Genomic DNA, 25094 nt, shown 5'->3' with positions numbered 1-25094 from the left:
GACGACGGCGATCGTCACGCGAAGGCCTGATCCGGGCCGGTTTCGGCGCACGAAGAGGAGGACGGATGCTGCGGCCCGCAGCATCCGTCCTCCATCTCACTCCGTGTCGAGCGGGCGTCAGAAGTCCCAGTCCTCGTCTTCCGTCGCCTCGGCCTTGCCGATGACGTACGACGAGCCGGACCCCGAGAAGAAGTCGTGGTTCTCGTCGGCGTTCGGCGACAGAGCCGACAGGATCGCCGGGTTCACGTTCGTGACCGTCGAGGGGAACATCGCCTCGTAGCCCAGGTTCATGAGGGCCTTGTTGGCGTTGTAGTGCAGGAACTTCTTGACGTCCTCGGTGAGGCCGACGCCGTCGTAGAGGTCCTGCGTGTACTGCACCTCGTTGTCGTAGAGCTCGTAGAGCAGCGAGAACGTGTAGTCCTTGATCTCGTCGCGCTTGGCCTGGTCGACGGTCTCGAGTCCGCGCTGGAACTTGTAGCCGATGTAGTACCCGTGCACGGCCTCGTCGCGGATGATGAGGCGGATCAGGTCGGCCGTGTTGGTGAGCTTGGCGCGGCTCGACCAGTGCATCGGCAGGTAGAAGCCCGAGTAGAAGAGGAACGACTCGAGCAGGGTCGAGGCGACCTTGCGCTTGAGGGGCTCGTCGCCGCGGTAGTACTCCATGACGATCTGAGCCTTCTTCTGAAGGTTCTCGTTCTCGACCGACCAGCGGAACGCCTCGTCGATCTCCTTCGTCGAGCACAGCGTCGAGAAGATCGACGAGTACGACTTCGCGTGCACGGACTCCATGAACGCGATGTTCGTGTAGACCGCCTCTTCGTGCGGCGTGATCGCATCGGGGATGAGCGATACCGCGCCCACCGTGCCCTGGATCGTGTCGAGGAGCGTCAGCCCCGTGAACACGCGCATCGTGAGGGTCTGCTCCTCGGGGGTCAGCGTGTTCCACGACTGGATGTCGTTCGACAGCGGCACCTTCTCGGGCAGCCAGAAGTTGTTCACGAGGCGGTTCCACACCTCGAGGTCCTTGTCGTCCTGGATGCGGTTCCAGTTGATGGCCTGGACGTGGTCCAGGAGCTGGAGCTTCTCGCTCATCTTTCCTTCTTCTCCGAAAATCCCAGATCAGACCGTCACAGGGTGCAGCTGACGCACTCGCTCATGTCGGTGCCCTCCAGCGCCATCTGGCGGAGGCGGATGTAGTAGATCGTCTTGATGCCCTTGCGCCAGGCGTAGATCTGGGCCTTGTTGATGTCGCGCGTGGTCGCGGTGTCCTTGAAGAACAGCGTGAGCGACAGGCCCTGGTCGACGTGCTGCGTCGCGGCGGCGTACGTGTCGATGACCTTCTCGTAGCCGATCTCGTACGCGTCCTGGTAGTACTCCAGGTTGTCGTTCGTCATGAACGCCGCCGGGTAGTAGACGCGACCGAGCTTGCCTTCCTTGCGGATCTCGATCTTCGCCGCGATCGGGTGGATCGACGACGTCGAGTTGTTGATGTACGAGATCGAGCCGGTCGGCGGCACCGCCTGCAGGTTCTGGTTGTAGATGCCGTGCTGCTGGATCGACGCCTTCAGCGCGCGCCAGTCGTCCTGCGTGGGGATGTGGTGGCCGGCGAACATCTCGGCGACCTTGGCCGTCGCGGGCACCCACTCCTGGTCGATGTACTTGTCGAAGAACTCGCCCGATGCGTAGGTCGAGTCCGCGAACCCGTCGAAGGTCTCGCCGCGCTCGATGGCGATCTTGTTCGACGCGGTGAGGGCGTGGAACAGCACCGAGTAGAAGTAGATGTTCGTGAAGTCGACACCCTCTTCCGACCCGTAGTAGACGTGCTCGCGGGCGAGGTAGCCGTGCAGGTTCATCTGGCCCAGACCGATCGCGTGCGAGCGGTCGTTGCCGTCCTCGATGGAGCGGACCGAGCGGATGTGGCTCTGGTCGCTCACCGCGGTGAGGGCGCGGATGCTGGTGTCCACCGTCTTCGCCAGGTCGCCGCCGTCCATCGCCAGGGCGATGTTGAGCGAGCCGAGGTTGCACGAGATGTCCTTGCCGATCTGGTCGTACGACAGGTCCTCGTTGAACGTGGTGGGCGTGTTGACCTGCAGGATCTCGGAGCACAGGTTGGACATGTTGATCCGGCCCTTGATCGGGTTGGCCTTGTTCACCGTGTCCTCGAACATGATGTACGGGTAGCCCGACTCGAACTGGATCTCGGCGAGGGTCTGGAAGAACTCGCGCGCGTTGATCTTCGTCTTCTTGATGCGCGGGTCGTCGACCATCTCGCGGTACTTCTCGGTGACCGAGACGTCGCCGAACGGCACCCCGTACACGCGCTCGACATCGTACGGCGAGAAGAGGTACATGTCCTCGCCGTTCTTGGCGAGCTCGAACGTGATGTCGGGGACGACGACGCCCAGCGACAGCGTCTTGATGCGGATCTTCTCGTCGGCGTTCTCACGCTTGGTGTCGAGGAACCGCATGATGTCGGGGTGGTGCGCGTTGAGGTACACCGCACCGGCGCCCTGGCGCGCGCCGAGCTGGTTGGCGTACGAGAAGGAGTCTTCGAGGAGCTTCATCACGGGGATGATGCCGCTGGACTGGTTCTCGATCTGCTTGATCGGCGCACCCGACTCGCGGATGTTCGACAGCAGCAGCGCGACGCCGCCGCCGCGCTTGGACAGCTGCAGCGCCGAGTTGATGCCGCGGGCGATCGACTCCATGTTGTCTTCGATGCGCAGCAGGAAGCACGAGACGAGCTCGCCGCGCTGCGCCTTGCCGGCGTTGAGGAACGTGGGGGTCGCGGGCTGGAACCGGCCCGAGATGATCTCTTCCACGAGCGCGGTCGCGAGCTTCTCGTCGCCGTCGGCGAGCGCGAGCGCGGTCATCACGACGCGGTCCTCGAAGCGCTCGAGGTAGCGCTTGCCGTCGAAGGTCTTCAGCGTGTAGCTCGTGTAGTACTTGAACGCGCCGAGGAACGTCTCGAAACGGAACTTCTTCGAGTAGGCGAGGTCGTTGAGCTTCTGGATGTACTCGAACGAGTACTTCTCGAGCACGGCGCCCTCGTAGTACTCCTTCTCGACCAGGTAGTCGAGGCGCTCCTTGAGGGAGTGGAAGAACACCGTGTTCTGGTTCACGTGCTGCAGGAAGTACTCCCGCGCCGCGCGCTTGTCGGCGTCGAACTGGATCTTGCCGTCGGCGTCGTACAGGTTGAGCATCGCGTTGAGGGCGTGGTAATCCATGCCCTCGAAGCGTGCCTGTGTCTTGAAGTCGGTCTGCGTCAGAGTTCCCACCATCGTTCCAATCCCGCGTTCACGCGTTCCACATCTTCAGGCGTGCCGAATACCTCTAGCCGGTACAAGTGCGGCACGTGACACTTACGGCTGATGATGTCGCCGGCGAGGCAGAAGTGCTCGCCGAAGTTGGTGTTCCCCGCGGAGATGACTCCGCGGATGAGGCTGCGGTTGCGCTCGTCGTTGAGGAACCGGATGACCTGCTTCGGAACGGCGCCCTTCTCGACTCCCCTGCCCTGGCCTCCGCCATAGGTGGGTGTCACGAGGACGTACGGCTCGTCGACCACGAGCGCCGGATCCGTGGAATGCAGTGGGATCCGGACCGCTCGCGCTCCGAGCTTCTCGATGAAACGTGCGGTGTTGCCCGACACGCTCGAGAAGTAGACCAGCAGTGGCGCGTCCGTCGCGACGCGCTGCGTCACGACCGCCGACATGCTCAGGCCAGACGCGAGGCGAGCTCGTCGATCTTGTCGGGACGGAAGCCCGACCAGTGGTCCTCATCGGTGATGACGACCGGCGCCTGGAGGTAGCCCAGGGCCTTCACCTGCTCGAGGGCCGTGGGGTCCTCCGAGAGGTCGTGGATCTCGTACTCGATCCCCTTGGAGTCGAGTGCTCGATACGTCGCCGTGCACTGCACGCACGCGGGCTTCGTGTAAACCGTGATCGCCATGTCGATTCCGTCTCCTCAGTGCTTCCCCCGGTGGCATCCGGTGCTCGTTCCCGGTAGTCCCCCCACCGGGAGTCCAATACTACATATGGGTACCGACATTCGATAGCACCACAAGGGCTAGTAGTTACATCGGTGTGATTTTCCACCGTTCTCCCCATGTACAACACAGGTTGTCCACGGATTCATCCACAGCCGCGAGGGTCTCGAAAAGGCCAGGATCACGGGGCTTTCGGACGCCACGGCCGCATCCGTCCACAGGCGAGAAGCTAGTCGCGGGGTGCGACATCCGACTCGCCTGTGGACAACACGCTCGGCGTGTCGCGGGCGTGTCGCCCACGGTCGGGCGCCGGCGTGCGCGCCGGGGCCGTGCCGGGACATCCCCGCGTACCGTAACGTTGTCGGGTGGCCGGCTACCGGGAACTTCTGCGCACCCCCGGGGTGGCCCGCATCATCGCGGCGCAGCTGACCGCGCGCTTCCCCAACGGCATGATCAGCCTCGTGATCCTCCTGCACATCGAGGGGATCACCGGCTCCTACGGCGCCGCCGGCGTCGTGCTCGCGGCGGTGTCCATCGGCCAGGCGCTCGCGGGCCCGGTCACCAGCCGCTGGATGGGCCGCTGGGGCATGCGCAGGGTGCTGACCCTCACGACGGTCGTGGCCGCAGCATCCCTCACCGCCATCGCCCTGCTCGTCGCCCCCGTGCCCGTGTACATCGTCCTCGGGTTCATCGCAGGCGCCGCCACCCCGCCGATCGTCGCCGCGGTGCGCACGATCTACGCGAAGATGGTCAACTCCACGCAGCTGACCGCGCTCTATTCACTGGATGCCTCGCTGCAGGAGTTCATCTGGATCCTCGCACCCGTGCTCATCACCTTCGTCGCGACGCAGGCGGGCACCATCGTCGGCCTCATGCTGGTCGTGGCGATCCTGGTGGCCGGCGGCGCCTGGTTCATCCTCTCCCCCGAGGTCGGCCGCGTGCGCATCCCGCGCAGCAAGCGCTCCTTCGGCACCGTGCTGACGCGTCCGCCGATCCTGCTGGCGACGGTGATCGGATTCCTCCTCATCGGGTCGTTCGCGGCCGTCGAGGCGAGCGTCGTGGCGACGTTCGACCACGGCGGACTCGAGGCGGGACTCGTGCTCGCCGTGTTCTCGATCGGCAGCCTCGCGGGCGGACTCACCTTCGGGCATCTGCCGATGGGCCGGTGGGCCATGGCTCGACGACTGACCGTGGTAGCCATCGGGCTCGCCCTCACCGCGCTGTGGGTCAACGTGTGGTGGATCGGCGCCATGCTGTTCCTCGCCGGCATCGGCATCGCGCCGGCGCTGGCCGTGCTGTCGGCGGTCACGACCGCGAGCGTGAAGTTCAGCGACACCGCCGAGGCGTTCGGGTGGGTCGGCACGGGTCAGCTCATCGGCGCCGCGGCCGGCTCGGCCGTCGCCGGCATCCTCATCGACGGCCCGGGCGGCGTCACGGCCGCGTACACCGCCGCCGCCGCGTTCTGTGCGCTGGGACTCCTCGTCGCCATCGTGTTCGCACGAGGCCTGCCCGACCTGCGCGTGCGCGGCGCGAGCCCGATCCCCGACACCGAGCCGGTGACGACCATCGGCTGAGCCGCCGATCTCGTACGCATAGCCGCGTCATAGACGGGGCATAGCCGCGCGCGCTCTACTCGAGGCATGAACCTCGACGACTCCACCCGCCGACGCGATCGCGACTGGCTCGACGCCGACGGCGACCCGATCGACGAGGACCACCGCGGCCTCGTCTACGACATCCGCACGCTGGTCGACCGGCGCCGCGCGCTCGGCATCTTCGGCGGCGTCGCGCTGACCAGCCTGCTCGCCGCCTGCGGCGTCACGGACGACACGGATGCTGCCGCCACGCCCTCGTCGACGGCCTCCGCGACGCCGGGCGCGACGCCGTCGGCATCCGCGACCACCGAGGCTGCGGCATCCGTCCCCCTGGAGGAGGTGCCCGACGAGACGGGCGGTCCCTACCCGGCCGACGGGTCGAACGGGGTCAACGTGCTCGACGAATCGGGGATCGTGCGCGGCGACATCCGCTCGAGCTTCGGCTCGTCCTCGACCGTCGCCGAGGGCGTGCCGCTGACGATCGCACTGACGGTGAGGGATGCCGCCACCGGCGCGGCGCTCGTGGGCCGCGGGGTGTACCTCTGGCATTGCGACCGCGAGGGGAACTACTCGCTGTACAGCCAGGGCGCCGAGAACGAGAACTACCTGCGCGGGGTGCAGGAGACCGACGCGAACGGCACCGTCGCCTTCACCTCGATCTATCCGGCGTGCTACTCGGGGCGCTGGCCGCACATCCACTTCGAGGTGTACGACGACATCGCCACCGCGGTCTCGAGCGGTCCGATCGTGAAGACGAGCCAGATCGCGCTGCCGCCGGAGACCAACGACGCCGTCTACGCGACGAGCGGGTACGAGCAGAGTGTGCGCAACGCGTCGCAGGTGTCTCTGCAGAACGACAACGTCTTCCGCGACGACGGCGCGATCCATCAGCTCGCCACGATGTCGGGCTCGGTCTCCGCGGGCTACACCGCCGCCCTCACGATCGGCGTGTAGCGGCCGTCACGCGAGACGCCGAAGCATCTCCAGGAGAGCGAGCGCGTAGGCGTCGGCGGGCTCCGGGTGCTCGAACACGCGGCGCTCGCCGCCCAGCACGATCTCGACCTCGTGCGTGTCGGTCAGGCGTCGCAGCGTCCGGAAGGCGCCGCGCAGCATCTCGCGCAGCTGGTGCTCGTAGGGCAGCCACAGCGCGTCCTCGAGGGCGACGGAGTCGAGCGCCCACTCGGTCGTGCCGTTGAAGGCGAGGATGCGGCCGGTCGGGTACTCCCGCGGCTCGATGGTCATCTCGCTGACGGTGAAGACGTCGGCCTCGAACTCCGGCTCGTCCAGCTGGAAGCGGTCGCCCGAGCGCGGGTGCCACACGAGGCCCGCCTCGCGCAGCGCCAGTGCCAGGTCGGTCGAGATCACCACACCATTCTGTCGCGCGCCGCGGGTCACGCGGCGATGGCCTCCAAAGGCGGCGCCTCGCCCGAGTGCGCCTCGACGACGTCGTCGGGCCAATCGAGGACGATCCCGCGGCTCGATGCGGCCTCGTTGGCCAGCGTGCGCAGGTACTCGGCGTCCAGGGTCTCGGGCTCCGGGGTGTCGAACACGAACCGCAGCGGAATGGAGGGCTGCATCCACAGGGAGGTGCGCCCCTCCGCCTCCTCGCCGCCGTGACGCCAGGTGAGCAGGAAGCTCTCGCCGCGGCGCAGCTTCGTCGCGGCGACGACCTTCACGTGTGCCAGCACATGGTCGGGAATCTCGGCGGGACGGGCATCCGCTCCGTAGTACAGGTGAGCCATCTCTCTTTCCTCCTCGTGTGTGGCGGTGGCGTACCACCATCTGTCGATCCAGAGAATATGTATCACAGAAGATGTGTAAGTCACTAGATGTCACAATAGGTGGTGGAGTATGGTACAACGTATGCCTCAGAACGTCGTGCGCCACGAGGGCGAGCACCTGTACGCCACGCAGCCGCAGTCCGAGGCCGGCAGGCGCCTGAGCGAGGCCATCCTCCACCTGAGGAGCGCGGAGCGACGCCAGTCCGAACGTGCGCTGCGCGCGTCGGGACTGTCCAACATGGACCTCACGGCGCTCCGCTACCTCGTCCAGGGCATGCGCGACCACCGCGACCTGGGCCCCAAGGACCTGATCGTGATGCTCGATACCTCGAGCGCGACGGTCACCAATGTGGTGGAGCGTCTGGTCTCCCGCGACTACATCCGGCGCGTGCAGCACCCCACCGACCGGCGCGCGCACTTCCTCGTGCCCACCGACGAGGCCGTCCAGCGCGTCGACGAGGCGTTCGCCGCTCACCACTCCACGATCGTCGACGTCATCGACCAGCTCCCCGACGACGAGGCCGAGGTCGCCGCCGGCGTGCTGGCGAAGATCGCCGACGCGCTCGACACCGTCTCCTGACGCGCTCTTCGGCTCGGTGTGCGCGGCCGTCACAACCGCGCCGACCTGCGCAGCCCCGCCGCCGCGCGGATCGGCGGCGCCCGCGACGCCCCTAGGCTGAGGCGCATGCCCACGCCCGTCACCCTCCCCCTCGCGTCGTGGGGCGCTTCCACGGCGGACCGCCGCGCGCTCCTCATCCACGGTCTCGGCTCGAACGGAGCGCTGATGTGGCGCTACGGCACAGCCCTCGCGGAGACCGGCTGGCGCGCGGATGCCGTGGACCTGCGCGGGCACGGCACAGCACCTCGCGCGCTCGACTACACGCTGGCGGCCTATGCAGCGGATGTCGCGGCGACGCGATCCGGCGACGGCCCGTGGGACCTGGTGATCGGCCATTCGCTCGGGGGCGCAGCATCCGTTCTCGCCGCCGCGGGCGACCCCTCGTGGACCCGCCGTCTCGTCCTCGTCGACCCCGCGATCTCCCTCACCGAGCGTGACCGCGACATCGTGCGCGACAGCCAGACCCGGTCGTTCGACGATCCGTCGCAGGCGGCCGTTCGGGCCGAGCACCCGCACTGGCACCCGCAGGACATCGAGCTGAAGGCGCTGTCGGCGCAGCAGGCGAGCCGCTGGGCGGTCGAGCAGACGAGCGCGCAGAATCCGGAGTGGGACGTGACGGATGCCGCGCTCCGCATCGCCGTGCCGACCCACGTCATCGCGTCCGACCCGGGCGTGTACTCGATCTTCCGCGGCAAGCCCGCCGAGGCGGGGGTCGCGGCGAACCCGCACTTCTCGGTCTCGGTGGTCGCCGAGGCCGGACACTCCCCGCACCGCGACAGGCCGGAGGCGACGATCGAGGCGCTGTTCGCCGCACTCGCCTGACGGCGTCCATCCCGCTCGGCCCGACCGGGGTGAGAATGGCGGGGTGACCCCCTTCGATCCGAGCGAGATCCTGACCGACGAGCTGCTGGACCGCTTCCGCGCCCGCGCGGCGGTCCACGACCGGGAGAACACGTTCCCCGACGACGACCTCGCCGACCTGAAGGACGCGGGCTACCTCGCGGTCCTGGTGCCGGAAGAGCTCGGCGGATCCGGCCTCGGGCTGGCCGAGGCATCCGTCCTCCAGCAGCGCCTCGCGGGTGCGGCCCCGGCGACCGCCCTCGCGATCAACATGCATCTGGTGTGGACCGGCGTCGCGAAGGTGCTCGCCGACCGCGGGATCGACGCGCTGCGGTTCGTGCAGGAGGGCGCGGCGGCCGGCGAGGTGTTCGCGTTCGGGATCAGCGAGGCCGGCAACGACCTCGTGCTCTTCGGGAGCGGGACGGATGCTGCGCCCCTCCCCGACGGCGGATACTCGTTCACCGGCACCAAGATCTTCACGTCGCTCGCGCCCGTCTGGACGCAGCTGGGGCTGCACGGCCTCGACACCTCGTCGGAGGACGCGCCGCGGATGGTCTACGCGTTCGTGCCGCGCTCCGAGGTGCAGGCCGGCCGGGTCGTCGTGCGGGACGACTGGGACACGCTCGGCATGCGGGGCACGCAGTCGCGCACCACCGTGCTGCGCGACGCCGTGGCGCCCGCGGATCGGGTGGTCCGCAGGCTCGCCCCGGGCCCGAACCCCGACCCCCTGGTGTTCGGCATCTTCAATGTCTTCGAGATCCTCCTCGCGTCGGTGTACACCGGCATAGCACGCCGCGCGCTCGACCTCGCGGTCGGCGCCGCCGGCACGCGCACCTCGAAGCGCACAGGGAAGGCGTACAGCCAGGATCCCGACATCCGGTGGCGCATCGCCGACATGGCACTCGCCTACGACGCCCTTCCGCCGCAGATCGACGCGCTCGCCCACGACGTCGACGCGCTCGCCGATCACGGGCCGCGGTGGTTCTCGCTGCTCGCGGGGGTCAAGCACCGGGCGGTGACCGCGGCGAAGCAGATCGTCGACGAGGCGGTGCTCGTGGCCGGCGGATCGTCCTACTTCTCGGCCAGCGAGCTGAGCCGCCTGTACCGCGACGTGCTGGCCGGTCTGTTCCACCCCTCCGATCCGGAATCCGCCCACTCGACGGTCGCGACCGCCTGGCTCGGGCCGCTCGAGGACTGACACCATGTCACTCACGCCGACCCGGCTCCTGAGCCCCGCCGACCAGGAGCGCCGCCGAGGCCTCCGCACGATGAAGGGCGTCGCCCTCGGCGCGCTCGTCTTCATGGCCGTGCTCTTCGCCTTCTCGTTCGCGTTCCAGCAGGACGTGCCGGCGCTCGCCTACGTGCGCGCCGCCGCCGAGGGAGGAATGGTCGGTGCGCTCGCCGACTGGTTCGCCGTCACCGCGCTGTTCCGGCACCCGCTGGGGATCCCGATCCCGCACACCGCGATCATCCCGAGCCGCAAGGACGAGATCGGCCGCACCCTGGGCGAGTTCGTCGAGACCGAGTTCCTGCGCGCCGACGTCGTGCGCGCCAAGCTCGACCAGACCGCGATCGCCGCCCGCCTCGGCGAATGGCTGAGCGCGCCGGTGCATGCCGAGCGGGTCGCGGCCGAGGCATCCGTGATGGCGGGGAGCGTCCTGCGGGCGCTCAGCGACGACGACGTCCGCGACGTCATCGAGGAGCTCGCGCGCGAGCACCTCATCGCGCCGGAGTGGGGACCACCGCTCGGCGAGTGGCTCGAGCGCATCATCGACGCCGGCGCGCACCACGGGGCGGTCGACCTCGCCGCCGACACCGTCGCGGCCTGGCTCGCCGCCAACAAGGTCGCGTTCACGGGCGTCGTCTCGCGCCGCCTGCCCCCGTGGGTGCCGTCGGTCGCACATCGCTTCGTCGACGACACCGTCTACAACGAGGCCGTCAAGTTCGTCGCCGCCGTGCAGGCCGATCCGAAGCATCCGGCCCGCGTCGCCATCGACGGCTACCTCGGACGCCTCGCCGGCAACCTGCAGCACGACCCGGCGACCATCGGGCGCTTCGAGGACGCGAAGCTCGCCGTGTTCGACAGCCCCCGCGTGCGCGAGCTGGCCGGCGAGGCCTGGACGACCGCGAAGACGGGGCTCCTGCGCTCCCTCGCCGACCCGGAGAGCGGACTGCGGCGACGCGGGGTCGAGGCGCTGGTCGAGATCGGCGAGCGTTTGACGACGGATGCTGCGCTCCAGCGCCGCGTCGACACCTGGGTGACCGACGCCGCGGTGTTCCTCGTCGACCGCTACCGGCACGACATCGCATCGATCATCACCGACACCGTGGAGCGATGGGACCCCGCCGAGACGACGGAGAAGATCGAGCTCATGGTCGGGCGCGACCTGCAGTACATCCGTCTCAACGGCACGATCGTCGGCGCGCTCGCGGGCCTCGCGATCTTCTCGATCGCGCACGCGCTGCTCGGCTGACGCGTCCAGCCCCCGCCTTCTGTGTTCGTTCGTCACAGATGTACGCCGATCCGCACTGAGGACGTACATCTGTGGCGAACGAACGGGGAGGGGCGGGGCCGTGTTAAGAGTGCGTGAAGGTCCGGGCGGCTGGGGCGCCTCGGGGTTAGCCTGATGCCGTGTCCGCGGATGAGCCCACCCAGTACCTCTTCAGCTACGGCACGCTGCAGAGCGCCGACGTGCAGCTCGACACCTTCGGGCGCCTGGTCGAGAGCGAGCCCGACGCGCTGCCCGGCTACACGGTCGACTACGCCGAGATCGAGGACACGCGGGTCGTCGACCTGTCTGGCCTCACCGTGCACCCCATCGTCCGCGCGACCGGGAACCCCCTCGACAAGGTCGTGGGCAAGGCCCTGCTGGTGACCGAGGACGAGCTCGACGCCGCCGACGAGTACGAGGTGGCGCTGTACCGGCGCTGCGCCGTGGTGCTGGCGAGCGGTCGCGCCGCGTGGGTCTACGTCGCGGCGTGACCGCCCGGTAGCGTCGACACGTGACGCTTTCCCACGATCCGCTCTGGCCGCGCGCAGGTGCGTGGCCGCCCATCGAAGACGGGGGGTGGGATGCTGCGATCCTGGGCGTTCCCGCGTTCCGCACGTCCCTGTCCCCCACGGGTGCCCACGCCACCCCCGCGGCGATCCGCGAGGCGCTGCGCCGCTACAGCCCGACGCTGCTCGGACCGCCGCCGGTCGATCTGAACGAGGTGCTGCGCATCGCCGATGCGGGCGACGTCGACGAGCCGGACGGGCCCGAGGGCGAGGCATCCGTCCGCTCCGCGGTGGCAGAGCTGCGAGAGCGCGCGTCGCTCGTCGTCGCGCTCGGCGGCGACAACTCGCTCACGTACGCGGTCGCGCAGGGTGCCGGCGCGACCGGACTGATCACCATCGACGCGCACTTCGACCTGCGCGACGGCGTCTCCAACGGGTCTCCGGTGCGCCGCCTGGTCGAGGAGGGCCTCGACGGGCGCCGGGTCGTGCAGCTCGGCATCGCCGACTTCGCCAACTCGGTCGCGTACGCCAGGCGGGCCGCCGACCTCGGCATCACCGTGGTGACGATGGACGAGCTGCGTCGGCGCGGCGCCGCCGACGTCGCAGCGGAAGCCCTCGAGATCGCCGGCGCCGGCGGCGGGCCGGTGCACCTCGACATCGATGTCGACGTGTGCGATCGCTCCGTCGCGCCGGGGTGCCCGGCATCCGTGCCCGGCGGCCTCGCGGCGTGGGAGCTGCGCGCACTCGTGCGCGCGATCGCCGCGGACACTCGGGTGCGCAGCGCCGACATCGCCGAGGTGGACGCGACGGCGGACGCCCCGGACGGTCGCACCGTGCGCGTGGCCGCGCTGTGCGCGCTCGAGCTCCTCGCCGCGAAGGCCTCAGGAAAGGTGACCCCATGATCCGTCTCGCACTGGTGCGGCACGCCAAGTCCGACTGGGGCGACCCCGGCCTCGACGACCACGACAGGCCGCTCAACGATCGCGGCCGGCGCGACGCGCCGCGCATGGCCGCGCGACTCGCAGCGACGGGGTTCCGGCCCGAGGTGATCCTGTCGAGCACCGCCCTGCGCGCCAGGACGACAGCCGAGGCCTTCGCCGCCGAGCTCGGCGTCGCCGTCTCGCTCGACCCCGAGCTGTACGGCGCGCCGGCACGGACGCTGCTCGCGGCGGCCGCGGCGACGCGCGCGGCGACGGTCATGGTGGTCGCACACGACCCCGGCATGAGCTCCCTGGCCGCGAGCCTGTCGGACGATGACATCGGCCACATGCCGACGTGCGCGGTGGCGACGTTCATCTGGGCGCAGGACGACTGGGACGTCGCCACCGCCGTCGACCCCGACAACTGGACGTTCGACACGCCCCGCTGACGCGCCCGGGCGCGCCCGACACCGCTGCGTGCACTCCGCAGCCTCCGTCGATATCTCCGTCTACATCGTTGTACTTGAACTCTACATCGTTGTAGATTGCGATCGGCGGGCCACCGACTCGGCGCCGAGTCGCGGCATCCGTCCATCCCGTCCACTGTCGAACTGGAGTCCCCATGACGCGCCGCGCACGTCCTCGTACCGCGCTCGCCCTGACCACTGCCGGATTGCTCGTCGCGGGTGCGCTCAGCGCGAGCCCCGCCTGGGCGAAGCCCGACCCCGTCCCGCCCGCCCCCGTGTTCGACGACGTCACCGTGCACGATCCGTCGATCGTCACGTCGGGCGACGACATCTGGGCGTTCGGCTCGCACGGCGCCTCGGCGCACACGACCGACCTCATGTCGTGGCAGCAGAACACGATCGATCTGTCGCAGAACCCCGACAACGCGCTGTTCGACGACATCTACACGGAACTCGCCGAGACCTTCGAGTGGGCCCAGACCTCGACCCTCTGGGCCGCGGACGTCGTCCAGCTGCCCGACGGCCGCTACGCGATGTACTACAACGCGTGCGAGGGGTCGTCACCGCGGTCGGCGCTCGGGCTCGCGACCTCCGACACCGTCGACGGTCCGTACGAGAACCAGGGCATCCTGCTCAAGAGCGGCATGCAGGGCGAGTCCGAGAATCCCGGCGAGGTGTACGACGCGCGCCGGCATCCCAACACGGTCGACCCGGATGCGTTCTACGACGCCGACGGCGCGCTGTGGATGGTCTACGGCTCGTACTCGGGCGGCATCTTCCTGCTCGAGATGGATGCTGCGACCGGCGAGCCGCTTCCCGGTCAGGGTTACGGCACGCACCTCGTCGGCGGTAACCACAGCCGCATCGAGGCGCCGACCATCCAGTACGACGCCGAGACCGGCTACTACTACCTCTACCTGTCGTTCGGCGGCCTGGGCGTGACCGGCGGGTACGACGTGCGCGTGGCGCGCTCGAAGACGGTGGCCGGTCCGTACCTCGATGCGCAGGGCAACGACATGCGCGAGGTGAAGGCCGACCCGTCGCTGCCGCTGTTCGACGACGTGACGATCCAGCCGTACGGCGTCAAGCTCATGGGCGGCCACCTCTTCGGCCGCGAACTCGGCGACCCCGGCGCCGGCGTCGGCACCGGCTACGTCTCGCCCGGTCATACCTCCTGGTACCAGGACCCCGACACGGGGCGCATGTTCATGGTGTTCCACGCGCGCTTCCCCGGCACGGGAGAGCTGCACGAGGTGCGCGTGCACCAGATGTGGATGAACGCCGACGGCTGGCCGGTGGTCTCGCCGCTGCGCTACGCGGGCGAGACGGCCGGCAAGGTGAAGCGTGACGACGTAATCGGCACGTGGCAGCTGGTCGACATGGGCAAGGACATCACCGCGACGGCGGCCGAGGCATCCGATGCGTCGTTCGGCAAGACCGGCCGCATCACCGGTGCCGTCGACGGAGGCTGGAAGCTCACCGGGCAGCACACCGCGACGCTCACGGTCGACGGCGTGGTCTACGAGGGCGTCTTCGCGCCCGTCTGGGATCCCGACCTCGCGGCATGGTCGACGGGCTTCACCGCGGTCTCGGAGGCCGGCGTGACGCTGTGGGGGCGCAAGTCCGTCGAGCTGGCCGGCGCCGCCGCGGTGGACGCCGTCGCCGCCGATCTGTCGCTCGGCGACACGTCGGGCGTGACGGTCGACCTCGAGCTGCCGACGTCGGGCACGGGCGGCACGACGATCGCGTGGGCGACCTCCGACGCGGGCATCGTCGACGTCGACGGGACGGTGACGCGGCCCGGCATCGGCGAGCCCGACGCCCACGCGACGCTCACCGCGACCATCGCGAACGGCGGGGCCGAGGCATCCGTCGCCTTCGACGTCGTCGTCCTCGCACGCACCCCCGGCGTGCTCGCGGGCGCCTGGGCGTTCGACGGCTCGCTGGCGGACGCGACCGGCGCGGTCGCCGACGCGGCTCCCACCGGGGCACGCATCGACGCGCCCGCGGCCGGCCCGGCGTCGTTCGTCGCCGACGGCGTCGACGGCGGCGCGCTGCACCTCGACGGCACCGCCGGTGTACGACTTCCCGATGGCCTCGTACAGGGCTCGTCGTACTCGGTGAGCATGTGGCTGCGGCCCGAGGCGCTCACGGCGTACACGACCGCGTTCTTCGGGGCGGCGAGCCCGACGTCGTGGGTGAGCCTCGTCCCGCGCGGCCACGACGGCGTGGGCGGTTCGACCATGCTGTGGTCGGGCGCGCAGTGGTACGACGCGGGGACCGGGCGCAGCCTGCCGCTCGGCGAATGGTCGCACGTCGCCTTCGTCGTCGACGCGGGCGCGGCAACCGTGTACGTCGACGGAGACCTGCGCTTCCATGGCACCGGCTTCCCCGACGTGCTCTCGGGACCGGGCAACGTCTTCGCCCTCGGCGTCAACTGGTGGGACACGCCGTTCCGCGGCGACGTCGACGAGCTGACCGTGTGGAGCTCGGCGCTCGCGCCCGACGACATCGTGGAGCTCGCGGCGCGCTGACGCGGCCGTCGATAGGAGCCGCCCGGCGTCGTGCCGGGCGGCTCCCGTCATGCCGTGGCTGCGCCGCCGATCCACACCGTGTGCACGAGAGGCACGCCGGGCCGGTAAGCCAGGTGCACACGGGTCGGCGCGTCGAGCATCACGAGGTCGGCGCGCATCCCCGGAGCGAGCGCACCCACGTCGTCACGGCGCAGCGCCTTCGCTCCGCCGGCGGTCGCCGCCCACACCGCCTCGGCGGGCGTCATGCCCATCTCGCGCACCGCGAGCGCGATCATGAGCGGCATCGAGCTCGTGAAGCTCGACCCCGGGTTGCAGTCGCTCGCGAGGGCGACGGTCGCGCCTGCGTCGATGAGCCGCCGCGCGTCGGGATACGGCTGCCGCGTCGAGAACTCGACGCCCGGCAGCAGGGTGGCGACGGTGGACGATCCGGCGAGTGCTTGGACATCGTCGTCGCTGAGGTACGTGCAGTGGTCGACGGATGCTGCGCCCAGCTCCACGGCGAGACGCACACCCTCGCCCGGCCCGAGCTGGTTGCCGTGCGCACGCGGCTCGAGGCCGTGCGCGACACCGGCGGCGAGGATGGTCCGTGATTCCTCGGGAGTGAAGGCACCGCGCTCGCAGAACACGTCGATCCACCGGCTGTGCGGCGCGCAGGCGCGCAGCATCCCGTCGCAGACGAGGTCGACGTACTCCGCGCGCCGCTCGCTGTACTCGGCGGGCACGACGTGGGCGCCGAGGAACGTGACCTCGGGCGTGACCTCGGCCGCGAGGCGCGCGAGCCGCTCCTCGTCGGCGACGGTGAGCCCGTAGCCCGTCTTGATCTCGAACGTCGTCGTGCCCTGACGGTGGAGCTCGGCCACGAAGGCCGCGAGGCGCGCACGCAGCTCGTCGTCGCTCGCGGCCCGTGTCGCCGCGACGGTACGCCGTATGCCCCCTGCGGCATACGGCGTACCGGTCATGCGCGCCTCGAACTCGTCGGCGCGGTCGCCCCCGAACACGAGGTGGGTGTGGCTGTCGACGAAGCCCGGGATGACCGCGCGGCCCCCGGCGTCGACGACCTCGAGCCCCTCAGATTCCCGCGAGAGTGCAACGGGTGGACGAGATGCGGGTTGGTTCCCGACCTCTCGGCGACCAGGAGCACTCTCGCGGTCGAGAGCGGCGGTGGCGGGCGCGGCGGCGGCGGGGGCGGAGGCGGCGGGCGGCGCGGCGGACGCCGGGCCGACCCAGGCGATCCGGTCCCCCTCGATCAGGACGGCCGCGTCGTGCAGCGTGCCCAGGGGATCGCCGTCGGCGGCGACGTTGGTCGTCAGCTCGCCGATGTTCGTGAGGAGCGTCGTGGTCACGGCATCCGTCCGTCACTCACCGAGCATCGGCACGTTCAGGCCTCGCTCGCGCGCGACCTCCTTGGCCCGGTCGTAGCCGGCGTCGACATGGCGCATGACGCCGGTGCCGGGGTCGTTCGTCAGCACGCGCGCGAGCTTCTCGGCCGCCAGCGGCGTGCCGTCGGCCACGGTCACCTGCCCGGCATGGATGCTGCGGCCGATGCCGACGCCGCCGCCGTGGTGGATCGAGACCCAGGCCGCGCCCGACGCCGTGTTGAGCAGCGCGTTGAGCAGCGGCCAGTCGGCGATCGCGTCGGAGCCGTCGGCCATGGACTCGGTCTCGCGGTACGGCGAGGCGACGGATCCGGCGTCGAGGTGGTCGCGGCCGATCACGATCGGACCCGACAGCTCGCCCGAGGCGACCATCTCGTTGAACTTCAGTCCGGCGAGGTGGCGCTCCTGGTACCCGAGCCAGCAGATGCGGGCGGGCAGGCCCTCGAAATGCACGGCGTCGCCGGCCTTGTCGAGCCAGCGCACCAGGCCGGCGTTGTCGGGGAACAGCGCCTTGACGGCCTCATCGGTCTTGCGGATGTCCTCCGGGTCTCCCGAGAGCGCGACCCAGCGGAACGGCCCGCGGCCCTCGGCGAACTGCGGCCGGATGTACGCGGGCACGAAGCCCGGGAACGCGAACGCACGGTCGAAGCCTCCCAGCTGCGCCTCGGCGCGGATCGAGTTGCCGTAGTCGAAGACCTCCGCCCCCGCATCCTGGAACCCCACCATGGCCGCGACGTGCTTCGCCATCGAACCGCGAGCGCGGGCGGTGAAGCCCTCGGGATCACGGGCCGCCTCGGCCTTCCAGTCCTCGAACGCGATCCCCACCGGGAGGTACGCCAGCGGGTCGTGCGCGCTGGTCTGGTCGGTGACGATGTCGACGGTGACCTCGCCCGCGCGGTGGCGCAGGAGCACGTCGCCGAAGACCTCGGCGGCGTTGCCGACGACGCCGACCGACAGCGCCTCGCCCGCCGCCTTCGCGGCGACCACGCGGGCGAGCGCGGCGTCGAGGTCGGTCGTGTACTCGTCGAGGTAGCCGTGCTCCACGCGTCGGGCCAGTCGCGACTCGTCGACGTCGACGATGAGCACCGCTCCCCCGTTGAGGGTCACGGCGAGCGGCTGCGCGCCGCCCATCCCGCCGGCGCCGCCGGTGAGCGTCAGTGTTCCGGCGAGGCCCGCGGTGGCAGCATCCGCCCCCCGCTTCTCGGCGAGGGAGCGCGCGACCGCGGCGAAGGTCTCGTACGTGCCCTGGAGGATGCCCTGCGTGCCGATGTAGATCCACGAGCCGGCGGTCATCTGGCCGTACATCGTGAGGCCGAGCTCCTCGAGGCGGCGGAACTCGGGCCACGTCGCCCAGTCCCCCACGAGGTTCGAGTTCGCGATGAGCACGCGGGGCGCCCACTCGTGCGTGCGGAAGACGCCGACGGGCTTGCCCGACTGCACGAGCAGCGTCTCGTCGGGCTCGAGCTCGTCGAGGGTGCGCACGATGGCGTCGAAAGCCTCCCAGCTGCGCGCGGCGCGCCCGGTGCCGCCGTAGACGACGAGGTCTTCGGGGTGCTCGGCGACCTCGGGGTCGAGGTTGTTCATCAGCATGCGCTTGGCGGCCTCGGCACCCCAGCTCTTGGCGGTGCGCTCGGGGCCGCGCGGGGCGCGCACGGCGCTTTCGCCCACGCCTCGGGCGGTGGTCTCGGTCATCGACATCGTCACTCCTTCGTGGTGTTCTGGTACGCGGCCGCCGCGACGGCGCCGGACTGCACGAGCGCGGTCACGGCCTCCATCTCGGGCGACAGGAAGCGGTCGGGTCCGGGGCCGCCGGCCACGGTGCGCACGAGGTCGCGCACCGCGCCGGTGGCGGCAGCCGGCTCGAGCGGCGCCCGCAGGTCGAGCGCGCGCGAGGCCGTCAGCACCTCGATCGCGAGCACGCGCGAGAGACCGTCGATCGCACGACGGAGCTTGCGGGCCGCGGCCCAGCCCATCGACACGTGGTCCTCCTGCATCGCCGACGACGGGATCGAGTCGACGGACGCGGGCACGGCCAGCCTCTTGAGCTCCGACACGATCCCCGCCGCGGCGTACTGCGCGATCATGAACCCCGAGTCGACGCCGACCTCGTCGGCGAGGAACGGCGGCAGGCCGTTGCTGCGCGCGCGGTCGAGGGCGCGGTCGGTGCGCCGCTCCGAGATCGAGGCGACGTCGGCGACCGCGATCGCGAGGAAGTCGAGCACGTACGCGACCGGTGCGCCGTGGAAGTTGCCGTTGGACTCGACGCGCCCGTCGTCGGTGATGACGGGGTTGTCGACGGCCGCGGCGAGCTCGCGCGAGGCGATGAGCAGCGCGTGGTCGGCGGTGTCGCGCGCGGCGCCGTGCACCTGCGGGGAGCACCGCAGCGAGTACGCGTCCTGCACGCGGGTGCAGACGGCGGGGTCGCGGTGCGACGCCATGATCCCCGAGCCCGCGAGCACCGCGCGCAGGTTCGAGGCCGACACCGCCTGGCCCACCTGGGGCCGCAGCGCCTGCAGGTCGGCGGCGAACACGGCGTCGGTGCCGAGCTGCGACTCCACCGACATGCCCGCGGCGACGTCCGCCGTGTCGAGCAGCACCGAGAGGTCGTGCAGCGCGAGCAGCAGCATCCCGAGCATGCCGTCGGTTCCGTTGATGAGCGCGAGTCCCTCCTTCTCGCGCAGCACGAGAGGGGACACGGATGCTGCCGCCAGCGCGTCGGCGGCGTCGGCCTCGTCGCCGGTCGCGGTGCGCACGCGCCCCTCGCCCATGGCGGCGAGCGCCACGTGCGACAGTGGCGCCAGGTCGCCGGAGCAGCCCAGCGAGCCGTACTCGCGGACGATGGGGGTGATGCCGGCGTTGAGCATCGCTGCGTACGTCTCGACCACGACCGGGCGAACGCCGGTGTGGCCGGTCGCCAGGGTCTGCAGGCGCAGGAGCATGAGGGCGCGGACGACCTCGCGCTCGACCTCGGGACCGGTGCCGGCGGCGTGCGAGCGGATGAGGCTGGCCTGCAGCTGCAGTCGCCGCTCGGGGGCGATGAACGTCGTGGCGAGGGCGCCGAACCCGGTGGAGATCCCGTAGTGCGGCTCGGGGTCGTCGGCGAGGCCTTCGACGAGGGCGCGGGTCGCCGCGACGCGGGCGAGGGCCTCGGGGGCGAGCTCGACGGGGGCGCCGTGACGAGCGACGGCGACGACCTCGTCGGGACGCAGCGGCGCCGCGCCGACGGTGACGACGGCGACGTCGCTGGCAGAGGTGGGCGTGACGATGGTCATGCTCCGATTCCACACCGCGGCCATGGCGTGCGACAGCAGGTCATGGCATCCTCTGTCTGTGATACCAGACGCACGACCGCAGGTGCCCGCCGCCGACCAGACGCTGCGCATCCTGTCCTACCTCGCGCGACAGCGGGGGCCGGTGCCGGCGCGCACGGTCGCGACGGCGCTCGGCATCCCCCGCTCGACGGCGTACCACCTCCTCGCGGCGCTGCACGAGCACCACTTCGTCGTGCACCTCCCCGAAGAGCGGCGCTGGGGGCTCGGCATCGCCGCGTTCGAGCTCGCGGGCGGCTACTCGCGCCAGCAGCCGCTCGCCCGGCTCGGGCGCCCGGTGCTCGCGGACCTCGTCGACCGCACCGGCGAGAGCGCGCACCTCGCCGTCATGCACGGCCGCGACGTGCTCTACATCGTCGAGGAGCGCGCACCGCGGCGGCCCGCCCTCGTGACCGACGTCGGGGTGCGCCTCCCGTCGCACCTCACTGCGACGGGCCGGGCGATGCTCGCGGCACTGCCTCGCGAGCAGGTGCGGGCGCTGTTCCCGGATGCTGCGGCCTTCGCGGACCGCACCGGCCGAGGCCCCCAGCGGCCCGGAGAGCTACGGGAGCTGCTCCGCGGGGTGCGGGAGCGGGGGTGGGCGTCCGAGGACGGCGAGGTGACGCTCGGACTGGGATCGGTGGGGGTCGCCGTGCTCGACCACGTGGGATGGCCGATCGCGGCGATCGCGGTGACCTTCCCCGCCGACAGCGCGCGCGATGCCGAGGAGGTCGCCGAACTCGTCACGCCTGTCGCGGCCGAACTGGGCCGCCGCATCGGCGGTGCGCGACCGCCGTCTGCAAGAAGCTGAAAGGCTCTTGCGCGTTTTCATGGATCGACTCGCGGCAGCGCGGGCCGTCTTCGCCGCCGTCGGTCCGGTCATCGCGCTCGGCCAGGCGATCGGCATCCTCCTCGGCACCCTGTCCGACAGGCCGATCGGAGCTACGACGTGTGCTCGCGGGTGCGCACGACCAGTTCCGGCTCGATCAGCCGGTGCCATGCTCCGGCGTGGGTCTCGGTCTCAGCGACCAGAAGGTCGAGCACAGCCTCGGCGACCCGCTCGGGCCGCTGCTCGACGCTCGACAGCTCCAGCGCCTCCGCGACAGGGGTGTTGTCGAATCCCACGACCAGCATGTCGGGGTGGCCGCCGTGCGAGGCGGCGAGGTGGGCGCCGACCGCCAGGGTGTCGCTCGCGCAGATGATGGCATCGACGCCACCCGTGGCGAGCTCCTGCTCCACCACCGCACGCGCGGCCGACACGGTGTCCACCGCAGTCCAGCGCAACTCCCGGGGCGGGGCGGCTCCGAAGCCCATCGCTTCGCGCCAGCCCCGCTCGCGGTCGTCCCCCGTCCCCGAGCCTTCCGGCCACCCGAGGAAGGCCACGCGCGCGCCGTATGTCAGCGCGTGCGCTGTCGCGGCGCGGGTGCCGGCGGCGCCGTCGACGTCGACCCACGGCCGCTCGGGATTCCCCATCGCCGAGCCCACCCCTGGCTCGCCCCACGGCCGACCGAACGCCACGAACGGTATGCGGTGCTCGGCGAGCCAGTCGGCTCGGGGATCGCCCGCGTAGGTGCCGGTCAGCACGATGCGGTCGATCTCTCCGCCTTCGCGCAGCTGCCGAACCCGGCGCAGCTCCTCCTCCGCGTCGTTCGCGGCGTACACGAGGATCCGAAGCCCCCGGGGTGTCGCCCGATCGGTGAGGGCGTGGATGAATCGGTCGAGCACGATGCCCGAGATGCCCCCGGCGTAAGGATCGAGGTGGATGCCGATCGTCGCGCTGCGCTGCGTGCGAAGCCGTCGCGCCGCCATCGAGGGCGCGTAGCCGAGCTGCATGATGGCCGCACGGACGCGCTCCCGAGTGGCCTCTCTCACGATCTCCGGGCTGTTGATCACGTTCGACACGGTCTGTCGCGACACTCCCGCCGCACGGGCGACGTCTTCGACCGTCGGCGACTTCGCCATGGGACCTCCCGCACCGCAGTTGAGCGTTCAAATCGTTATCCTACGGGCCTGTCAAACGGGTTGACAGCCGGAACCGGCCGCTTTACCTTGACCGTTGACGGCGGACTTTGATCGTTCAAATCGATCGAGCGGAGTCGCCCCTCACCGGCCGTCACGCCTGACTCATCAAAGGAGAGAGACATGACACGGCACATCGCTCGCGCCGCCCTCGCGGCCGGGGCACTCCTGGTCACCGGGGCACTGACCCTCGCGGGCTGCGGTTCGGGTTTCAACGAGGACACCGGCGGCGGGGCCGCTGACGGCGAACTCACCAGCTCCGACGAGGGCCTGACGATCCTCTTCGGATCCAGCGGCGACGCGGAGACGGATGCCGTGACGGAGGCGGCCGCCGCGTGGTCGGAGGAATCGGGCATCGACGTCGAGGTGAAGGTGGCCGCCGACCAGGCGCAGGAGCTGTCGCAGGGATTCGCCGCGGGCGACCCGCCGGACCTCTTCTACTTGGCCCCCGAGTTTCTGGCGGGCTACGCCGACAACGGCTCGCTCAAGGCCTACGGCGACCTGCTCGAGAACAAGGACGACTTCTACCCCTCGCTCATCGAGAACTTCACCTACGACGATCAGTTCTACTGCGCGCCGAAGGACTTCTCGACCCTCGCCCTCATCATCAACAAGGGACTGTGGGACGCCGCAGGCCTGACCGAGGACGACATCCCGACCACGTGGGACGAACTGACGACCGTGGCGCAGACGCTCACGAAGGACGGCGTCGTGGGCCTCGGCTTCGGATGGGAGTGGCAGCGGATCGGGACTTTCATGGCCCAGGCCGGTGGCGGGCTCATCGATGACGGTGAGGTGATCGCGAACAGCCAGGAGAACGTCGACGCCCTCACCTACGTCAAGGAGCAGATGGCCGCGGGCACCTTCGCGTACGCGCAGGATCTCGGCGCGGGCTGGGGCGGTGAGGCGTTCGGCAAGCAGCTGAGCGCGATGACGATCGAAGGCAACTGGATCACGGGCGCCATGACCAACGACTTCCCCGACGTGGAGTACATCGTCGCCGAGCTGCCGGAGGGACCGGCCGGCAAGGGCACCCTGCAGTTCACGAACTGCTGGGGCATGGCCGCCGACAGCCCGAATCAGGAGGCCGCTCTCGACCTCGTCGAGTACATGACGAGCGCCGACCAGCAGCTCGCCTTCTCGGAGGCATTCGGCCCCATGCCGTCGGCGAAGTCGGCCGCGGACCAGTGGACGAGCGACAACCCTGAGCTTGCGGCCTTCCTCGCCGGCGCCGACTACGCGCAGGGATTCCCGACGTATGACGGGAGTTCCGACGTGATCACCGACTTCAACTCCGAGCTCCAGGGGCTGAAGGACGGCGACCCGCAGCAGATCCTCGACACGGTGCAGTCGAACTTCGAGGCGATCGTCGGCTGAGGCGCGTCCCGATGACTGCCACCACCACGGCGTCTCGCCGCGCACGGAATCCCCGCTCGGGGATCCGTCGCGGCGAGACGCTGGCGGGCTGGGTGTTCACTCTGCCCGTCATCGTCATCCTCGGAGTCTTCCTCCTCGTCCCGGTGCTCATGGCGCTGTGGGTGAGCGTCTCCGACTGGGGCGGGCGGGGAAGCCCGTTCTCGAGCAGCGTGAGCTTCGTCGGCCTGCAGAACTATGCCAGCGTCACGACCGGCGACGGCCTCGCTGCGCGGGATTTCGGAATCGCGATGCGCAACAACGCCTGGTACGTCCTCCTCGTCGTGCCGATCCAGACGGCGCTGTCGCTGTTCCTCGCGCTGCTCGTCAACGGCGCGGTGCTCCGCGGCCGCGGAATCTTCCGCACCGCCTTCTACTTCCCCTCGGTGACGGCGACCGTCGCGATCACCGTGCTGTGGCTGTTCCTCTTCAACCCGGTGGGCGTCGTCAACGCGTTCCTCGCCGTGGTGGGCATCGACGGGCCCAACTGGTTCGTCGACCCGCGGGGCATCTTCCACGTGCTCCTCTCGGGTCTCGGGGTCGGGGAGGGACCCTCGCTGCTGACCGATAACGGGTTCATCGCCGTCTCGTGGTGGAACTGGATGGCCGGACCTTCGGTGGCGATGTCGGCGTACATCATGATGGGGATCTTCACGACGAGCGGCACCTTCATGCTGCTCTTCCTGGCTGCGCTCCAGAACATCGGCCCCGAGATCCAGGAAGCCGCCATGGTCGACGGCGCGAACGCGTGGCAGCGGTTCTGGCGCGTCACGCTCCCGCAGTTGCGGCCCGCGCTGTTCACGGTGCTCACTCTGGGTCTGATCGGCTGCTGGCAGGTGTTCGACCAGATCTACACGGGCACGCGGGGAACACCGGCCAAGACGACACTGACGCCTGCCTACCTGTCCTATGACGCGAGCTTCCTCGACCAGGACTGGGGTCAGGGCGCGGCGATCGCGTTCATCCTCTTCGCGATCATCGTCCTCTTCACCGTCTTCCAGCGCTGGGCGCTCCGCGAGCGTCCCGTGTCGCGGCGTCGCGCGCGCCAGTACGAGCTGCCGACGCGTCCCGCGACCGCGACACCCGCGACCGTCGCCGCAGGCCAGGTTCCCAGCCCTCCGGACCCCTCCGCCGAGCCTGGTGCCGGCGACCACGACCCGCAGAACGGAGGCCGGCGATGACCGACACGACCGTCGGCAAGGCCCCGACGACCGCGCCGCAGCGCCCCGCGCGCCAGGC

At 70.2% G+C, this 25094-nt stretch carries 23 protein-coding genes; 13 read left to right on the top strand and 10 right to left on the bottom strand.

Annotated features, from left to right (window positions below; genetic code table 11):
- Window positions 1-117: 117 nt before the first annotated feature.
- The 4 genes from nrdF to nrdH are packed head-to-tail and all read right to left on the bottom strand — an operon-like array spanning window position 118 to window position 3948.
- Entirely contained in the window at window positions 118-1092 is a 975-nt protein-coding gene (gene nrdF / locus ACFQ7C_RS03300) for a class 1b ribonucleoside-diphosphate reductase subunit beta (protein ID WP_045299980.1), read from the bottom strand.
- A gap of 35 nt (window positions 1093-1127) precedes the next feature.
- Complete coding sequence (gene nrdE / locus ACFQ7C_RS03295) at window positions 1128-3281, bottom strand: class 1b ribonucleoside-diphosphate reductase subunit alpha (protein WP_378897862.1); 2154 nt, start codon at window positions 3279-3281, stop codon at window positions 1128-1130.
- Complete coding sequence (gene nrdI, locus ACFQ7C_RS03290) at window positions 3266-3712, bottom strand: class Ib ribonucleoside-diphosphate reductase assembly flavoprotein NrdI (RefSeq protein WP_378897859.1); 447 nt, start codon at window positions 3710-3712, stop codon at window positions 3266-3268. The genes nrdE and nrdI overlap by 16 nt, the downstream gene beginning before the upstream one ends.
- 2 nt (window positions 3713-3714) lie before the next feature.
- Window positions 3715-3948 (bottom strand): glutaredoxin-like protein NrdH, encoded by a 234-nt coding sequence (gene nrdH, locus ACFQ7C_RS03285; RefSeq protein WP_045299982.1) that lies wholly within the window; start codon window positions 3946-3948, stop codon window positions 3715-3717.
- Between the two features lie 402 nt (window positions 3949-4350).
- Here nrdH and ACFQ7C_RS03280 point away from each other — a divergent pair, with 402 nt between their 5' ends.
- The gene (locus tag ACFQ7C_RS03280; RefSeq protein ID WP_378897855.1) at window positions 4351-5559 is read left to right on the top strand and encodes an MFS transporter; all 1209 of its coding nucleotides are present in this window, start codon (window positions 4351-4353) and stop codon (window positions 5557-5559) included.
- Between the two features lie 66 nt (window positions 5560-5625).
- Window positions 5626-6534 (top strand): intradiol ring-cleavage dioxygenase, encoded by a 909-nt coding sequence (locus tag ACFQ7C_RS03275; RefSeq protein ID WP_378897853.1) that lies wholly within the window; start codon window positions 5626-5628, stop codon window positions 6532-6534.
- 6 nt (window positions 6535-6540) lie between these two features.
- Here ACFQ7C_RS03275 and ACFQ7C_RS03270 read toward each other — a convergent pair whose 3' ends face one another.
- Both ACFQ7C_RS03270 and ACFQ7C_RS03265 read right to left on the bottom strand, forming a co-directional pair.
- Window positions 6541-6945 (bottom strand): pilus assembly protein CpaE, encoded by a 405-nt coding sequence (locus tag ACFQ7C_RS03270; protein WP_378897850.1) that lies wholly within the window; start codon window positions 6943-6945, stop codon window positions 6541-6543.
- A 26-nt stretch (window positions 6946-6971) separates the two neighbouring features.
- A complete protein-coding gene (locus ACFQ7C_RS03265; RefSeq protein WP_378897847.1) occupies window positions 6972-7322 on the bottom strand; it encodes a hypothetical protein in 351 nt (116 codons plus the stop codon).
- Between the two features lie 121 nt (window positions 7323-7443).
- On the opposite strand from ACFQ7C_RS03265, the gene ACFQ7C_RS03260 reads away from it, so the two are divergent.
- From ACFQ7C_RS03260 to ACFQ7C_RS03225, 8 genes are all read left to right on the top strand, one after another.
- Window positions 7444-7941: a MarR family winged helix-turn-helix transcriptional regulator gene (locus ACFQ7C_RS03260; protein ID WP_378897845.1), complete on the top strand. Its 498-nt coding sequence runs from the start codon at window positions 7444-7446 to the stop codon at window positions 7939-7941.
- Window positions 7942-8046: 105 nt separating this feature from the next.
- Entirely contained in the window at window positions 8047-8802 is a 756-nt protein-coding gene (locus ACFQ7C_RS03255) for an alpha/beta fold hydrolase (RefSeq protein WP_378897842.1), read from the top strand.
- 43 nt (window positions 8803-8845) lie between these two features.
- Window positions 8846-10018: an acyl-CoA dehydrogenase family protein gene (locus tag ACFQ7C_RS03250; RefSeq protein ID WP_378897839.1), complete on the top strand. Its 1173-nt coding sequence runs from the start codon at window positions 8846-8848 to the stop codon at window positions 10016-10018.
- 4 nt (window positions 10019-10022) lie between these two features.
- Complete coding sequence (locus ACFQ7C_RS03245; protein ID WP_378897837.1) at window positions 10023-11294, top strand: DUF445 domain-containing protein; 1272 nt, start codon at window positions 10023-10025, stop codon at window positions 11292-11294.
- 158 nt (window positions 11295-11452) lie between these two features.
- Window positions 11453-11803 (top strand): gamma-glutamylcyclotransferase family protein, encoded by a 351-nt coding sequence (locus ACFQ7C_RS03240; RefSeq protein ID WP_378897835.1) that lies wholly within the window; start codon window positions 11453-11455, stop codon window positions 11801-11803.
- Window positions 11804-11823: 20 nt separating this feature from the next.
- The gene (locus ACFQ7C_RS03235) at window positions 11824-12720 is read left to right on the top strand and encodes an agmatinase family protein (RefSeq protein ID WP_378897833.1); all 897 of its coding nucleotides are present in this window, start codon (window positions 11824-11826) and stop codon (window positions 12718-12720) included.
- The gene (locus ACFQ7C_RS03230) at window positions 12717-13187 is read left to right on the top strand and encodes a SixA phosphatase family protein (RefSeq protein WP_378897831.1); all 471 of its coding nucleotides are present in this window, start codon (window positions 12717-12719) and stop codon (window positions 13185-13187) included. Before ACFQ7C_RS03235 ends, ACFQ7C_RS03230 begins: the two co-directional genes overlap by 4 nt.
- Window positions 13188-13360: 173 nt before the next feature.
- A complete protein-coding gene (locus ACFQ7C_RS03225; protein WP_378897828.1) occupies window positions 13361-15739 on the top strand; it encodes a LamG-like jellyroll fold domain-containing protein in 2379 nt (792 codons plus the stop codon).
- 47 nt (window positions 15740-15786) lie between these two features.
- On the opposite strand, the gene hutI is transcribed toward ACFQ7C_RS03225, so the two are convergent.
- Genes hutI through hutH form a run of 3 tightly spaced genes read right to left on the bottom strand, consistent with a single transcriptional unit; the run spans window position 15787 to window position 20387 of the window.
- Window positions 15787-17082, bottom strand: a complete 1296-nt coding sequence (gene hutI, locus ACFQ7C_RS03220) for an imidazolonepropionase (RefSeq protein WP_378897825.1) — start codon at window positions 17080-17082, stop codon at window positions 15787-15789.
- 12 nt (window positions 17083-17094) lie between these two features.
- Complete coding sequence (gene hutU, locus ACFQ7C_RS03215) at window positions 17095-18807, bottom strand: urocanate hydratase (RefSeq protein ID WP_378897823.1); 1713 nt, start codon at window positions 18805-18807, stop codon at window positions 17095-17097.
- An 8-nt stretch (window positions 18808-18815) separates the two neighbouring features.
- Window positions 18816-20387: a histidine ammonia-lyase gene (hutH, locus tag ACFQ7C_RS03210; RefSeq protein WP_378897820.1), complete on the bottom strand. Its 1572-nt coding sequence runs from the start codon at window positions 20385-20387 to the stop codon at window positions 18816-18818.
- A 22-nt stretch (window positions 20388-20409) separates the two neighbouring features.
- On the opposite strand from hutH, the gene ACFQ7C_RS03205 reads away from it, so the two are divergent.
- The gene (locus tag ACFQ7C_RS03205; protein ID WP_378898273.1) at window positions 20410-21234 is read left to right on the top strand and encodes an IclR family transcriptional regulator; all 825 of its coding nucleotides are present in this window, start codon (window positions 20410-20412) and stop codon (window positions 21232-21234) included.
- Between the two features lie 131 nt (window positions 21235-21365).
- Here the strand turns inward: ACFQ7C_RS03205 and ACFQ7C_RS03200 are convergent, their stop codons facing one another.
- Window positions 21366-22385: a LacI family DNA-binding transcriptional regulator gene (locus tag ACFQ7C_RS03200; protein ID WP_378897817.1), complete on the bottom strand. Its 1020-nt coding sequence runs from the start codon at window positions 22383-22385 to the stop codon at window positions 21366-21368.
- 180 nt (window positions 22386-22565) lie between these two features.
- On the opposite strand from ACFQ7C_RS03200, the gene ACFQ7C_RS03195 reads away from it, so the two are divergent.
- Both ACFQ7C_RS03195 and ACFQ7C_RS03190 read left to right on the top strand, forming a co-directional pair.
- The gene (locus ACFQ7C_RS03195) at window positions 22566-23819 is read left to right on the top strand and encodes an extracellular solute-binding protein (protein WP_378897814.1); all 1254 of its coding nucleotides are present in this window, start codon (window positions 22566-22568) and stop codon (window positions 23817-23819) included.
- 11 nt (window positions 23820-23830) lie between these two features.
- Entirely contained in the window at window positions 23831-25036 is a 1206-nt protein-coding gene (locus ACFQ7C_RS03190) for a carbohydrate ABC transporter permease (RefSeq protein ID WP_378897812.1), read from the top strand.
- The last annotated feature ends 58 nt before the right edge of the window (window positions 25037-25094 follow it).

Origin of the sequence: Microbacterium sp. NPDC056569, from assembly GCF_042793475.1 — a bacterium.
Lineage (GTDB): Bacteria > Actinomycetota > Actinomycetes > Actinomycetales > Microbacteriaceae > Microbacterium.
Note: the sequence above shows the minus strand (reverse complement) of the source record. Positions and strands in the feature narration are given on the sequence as shown.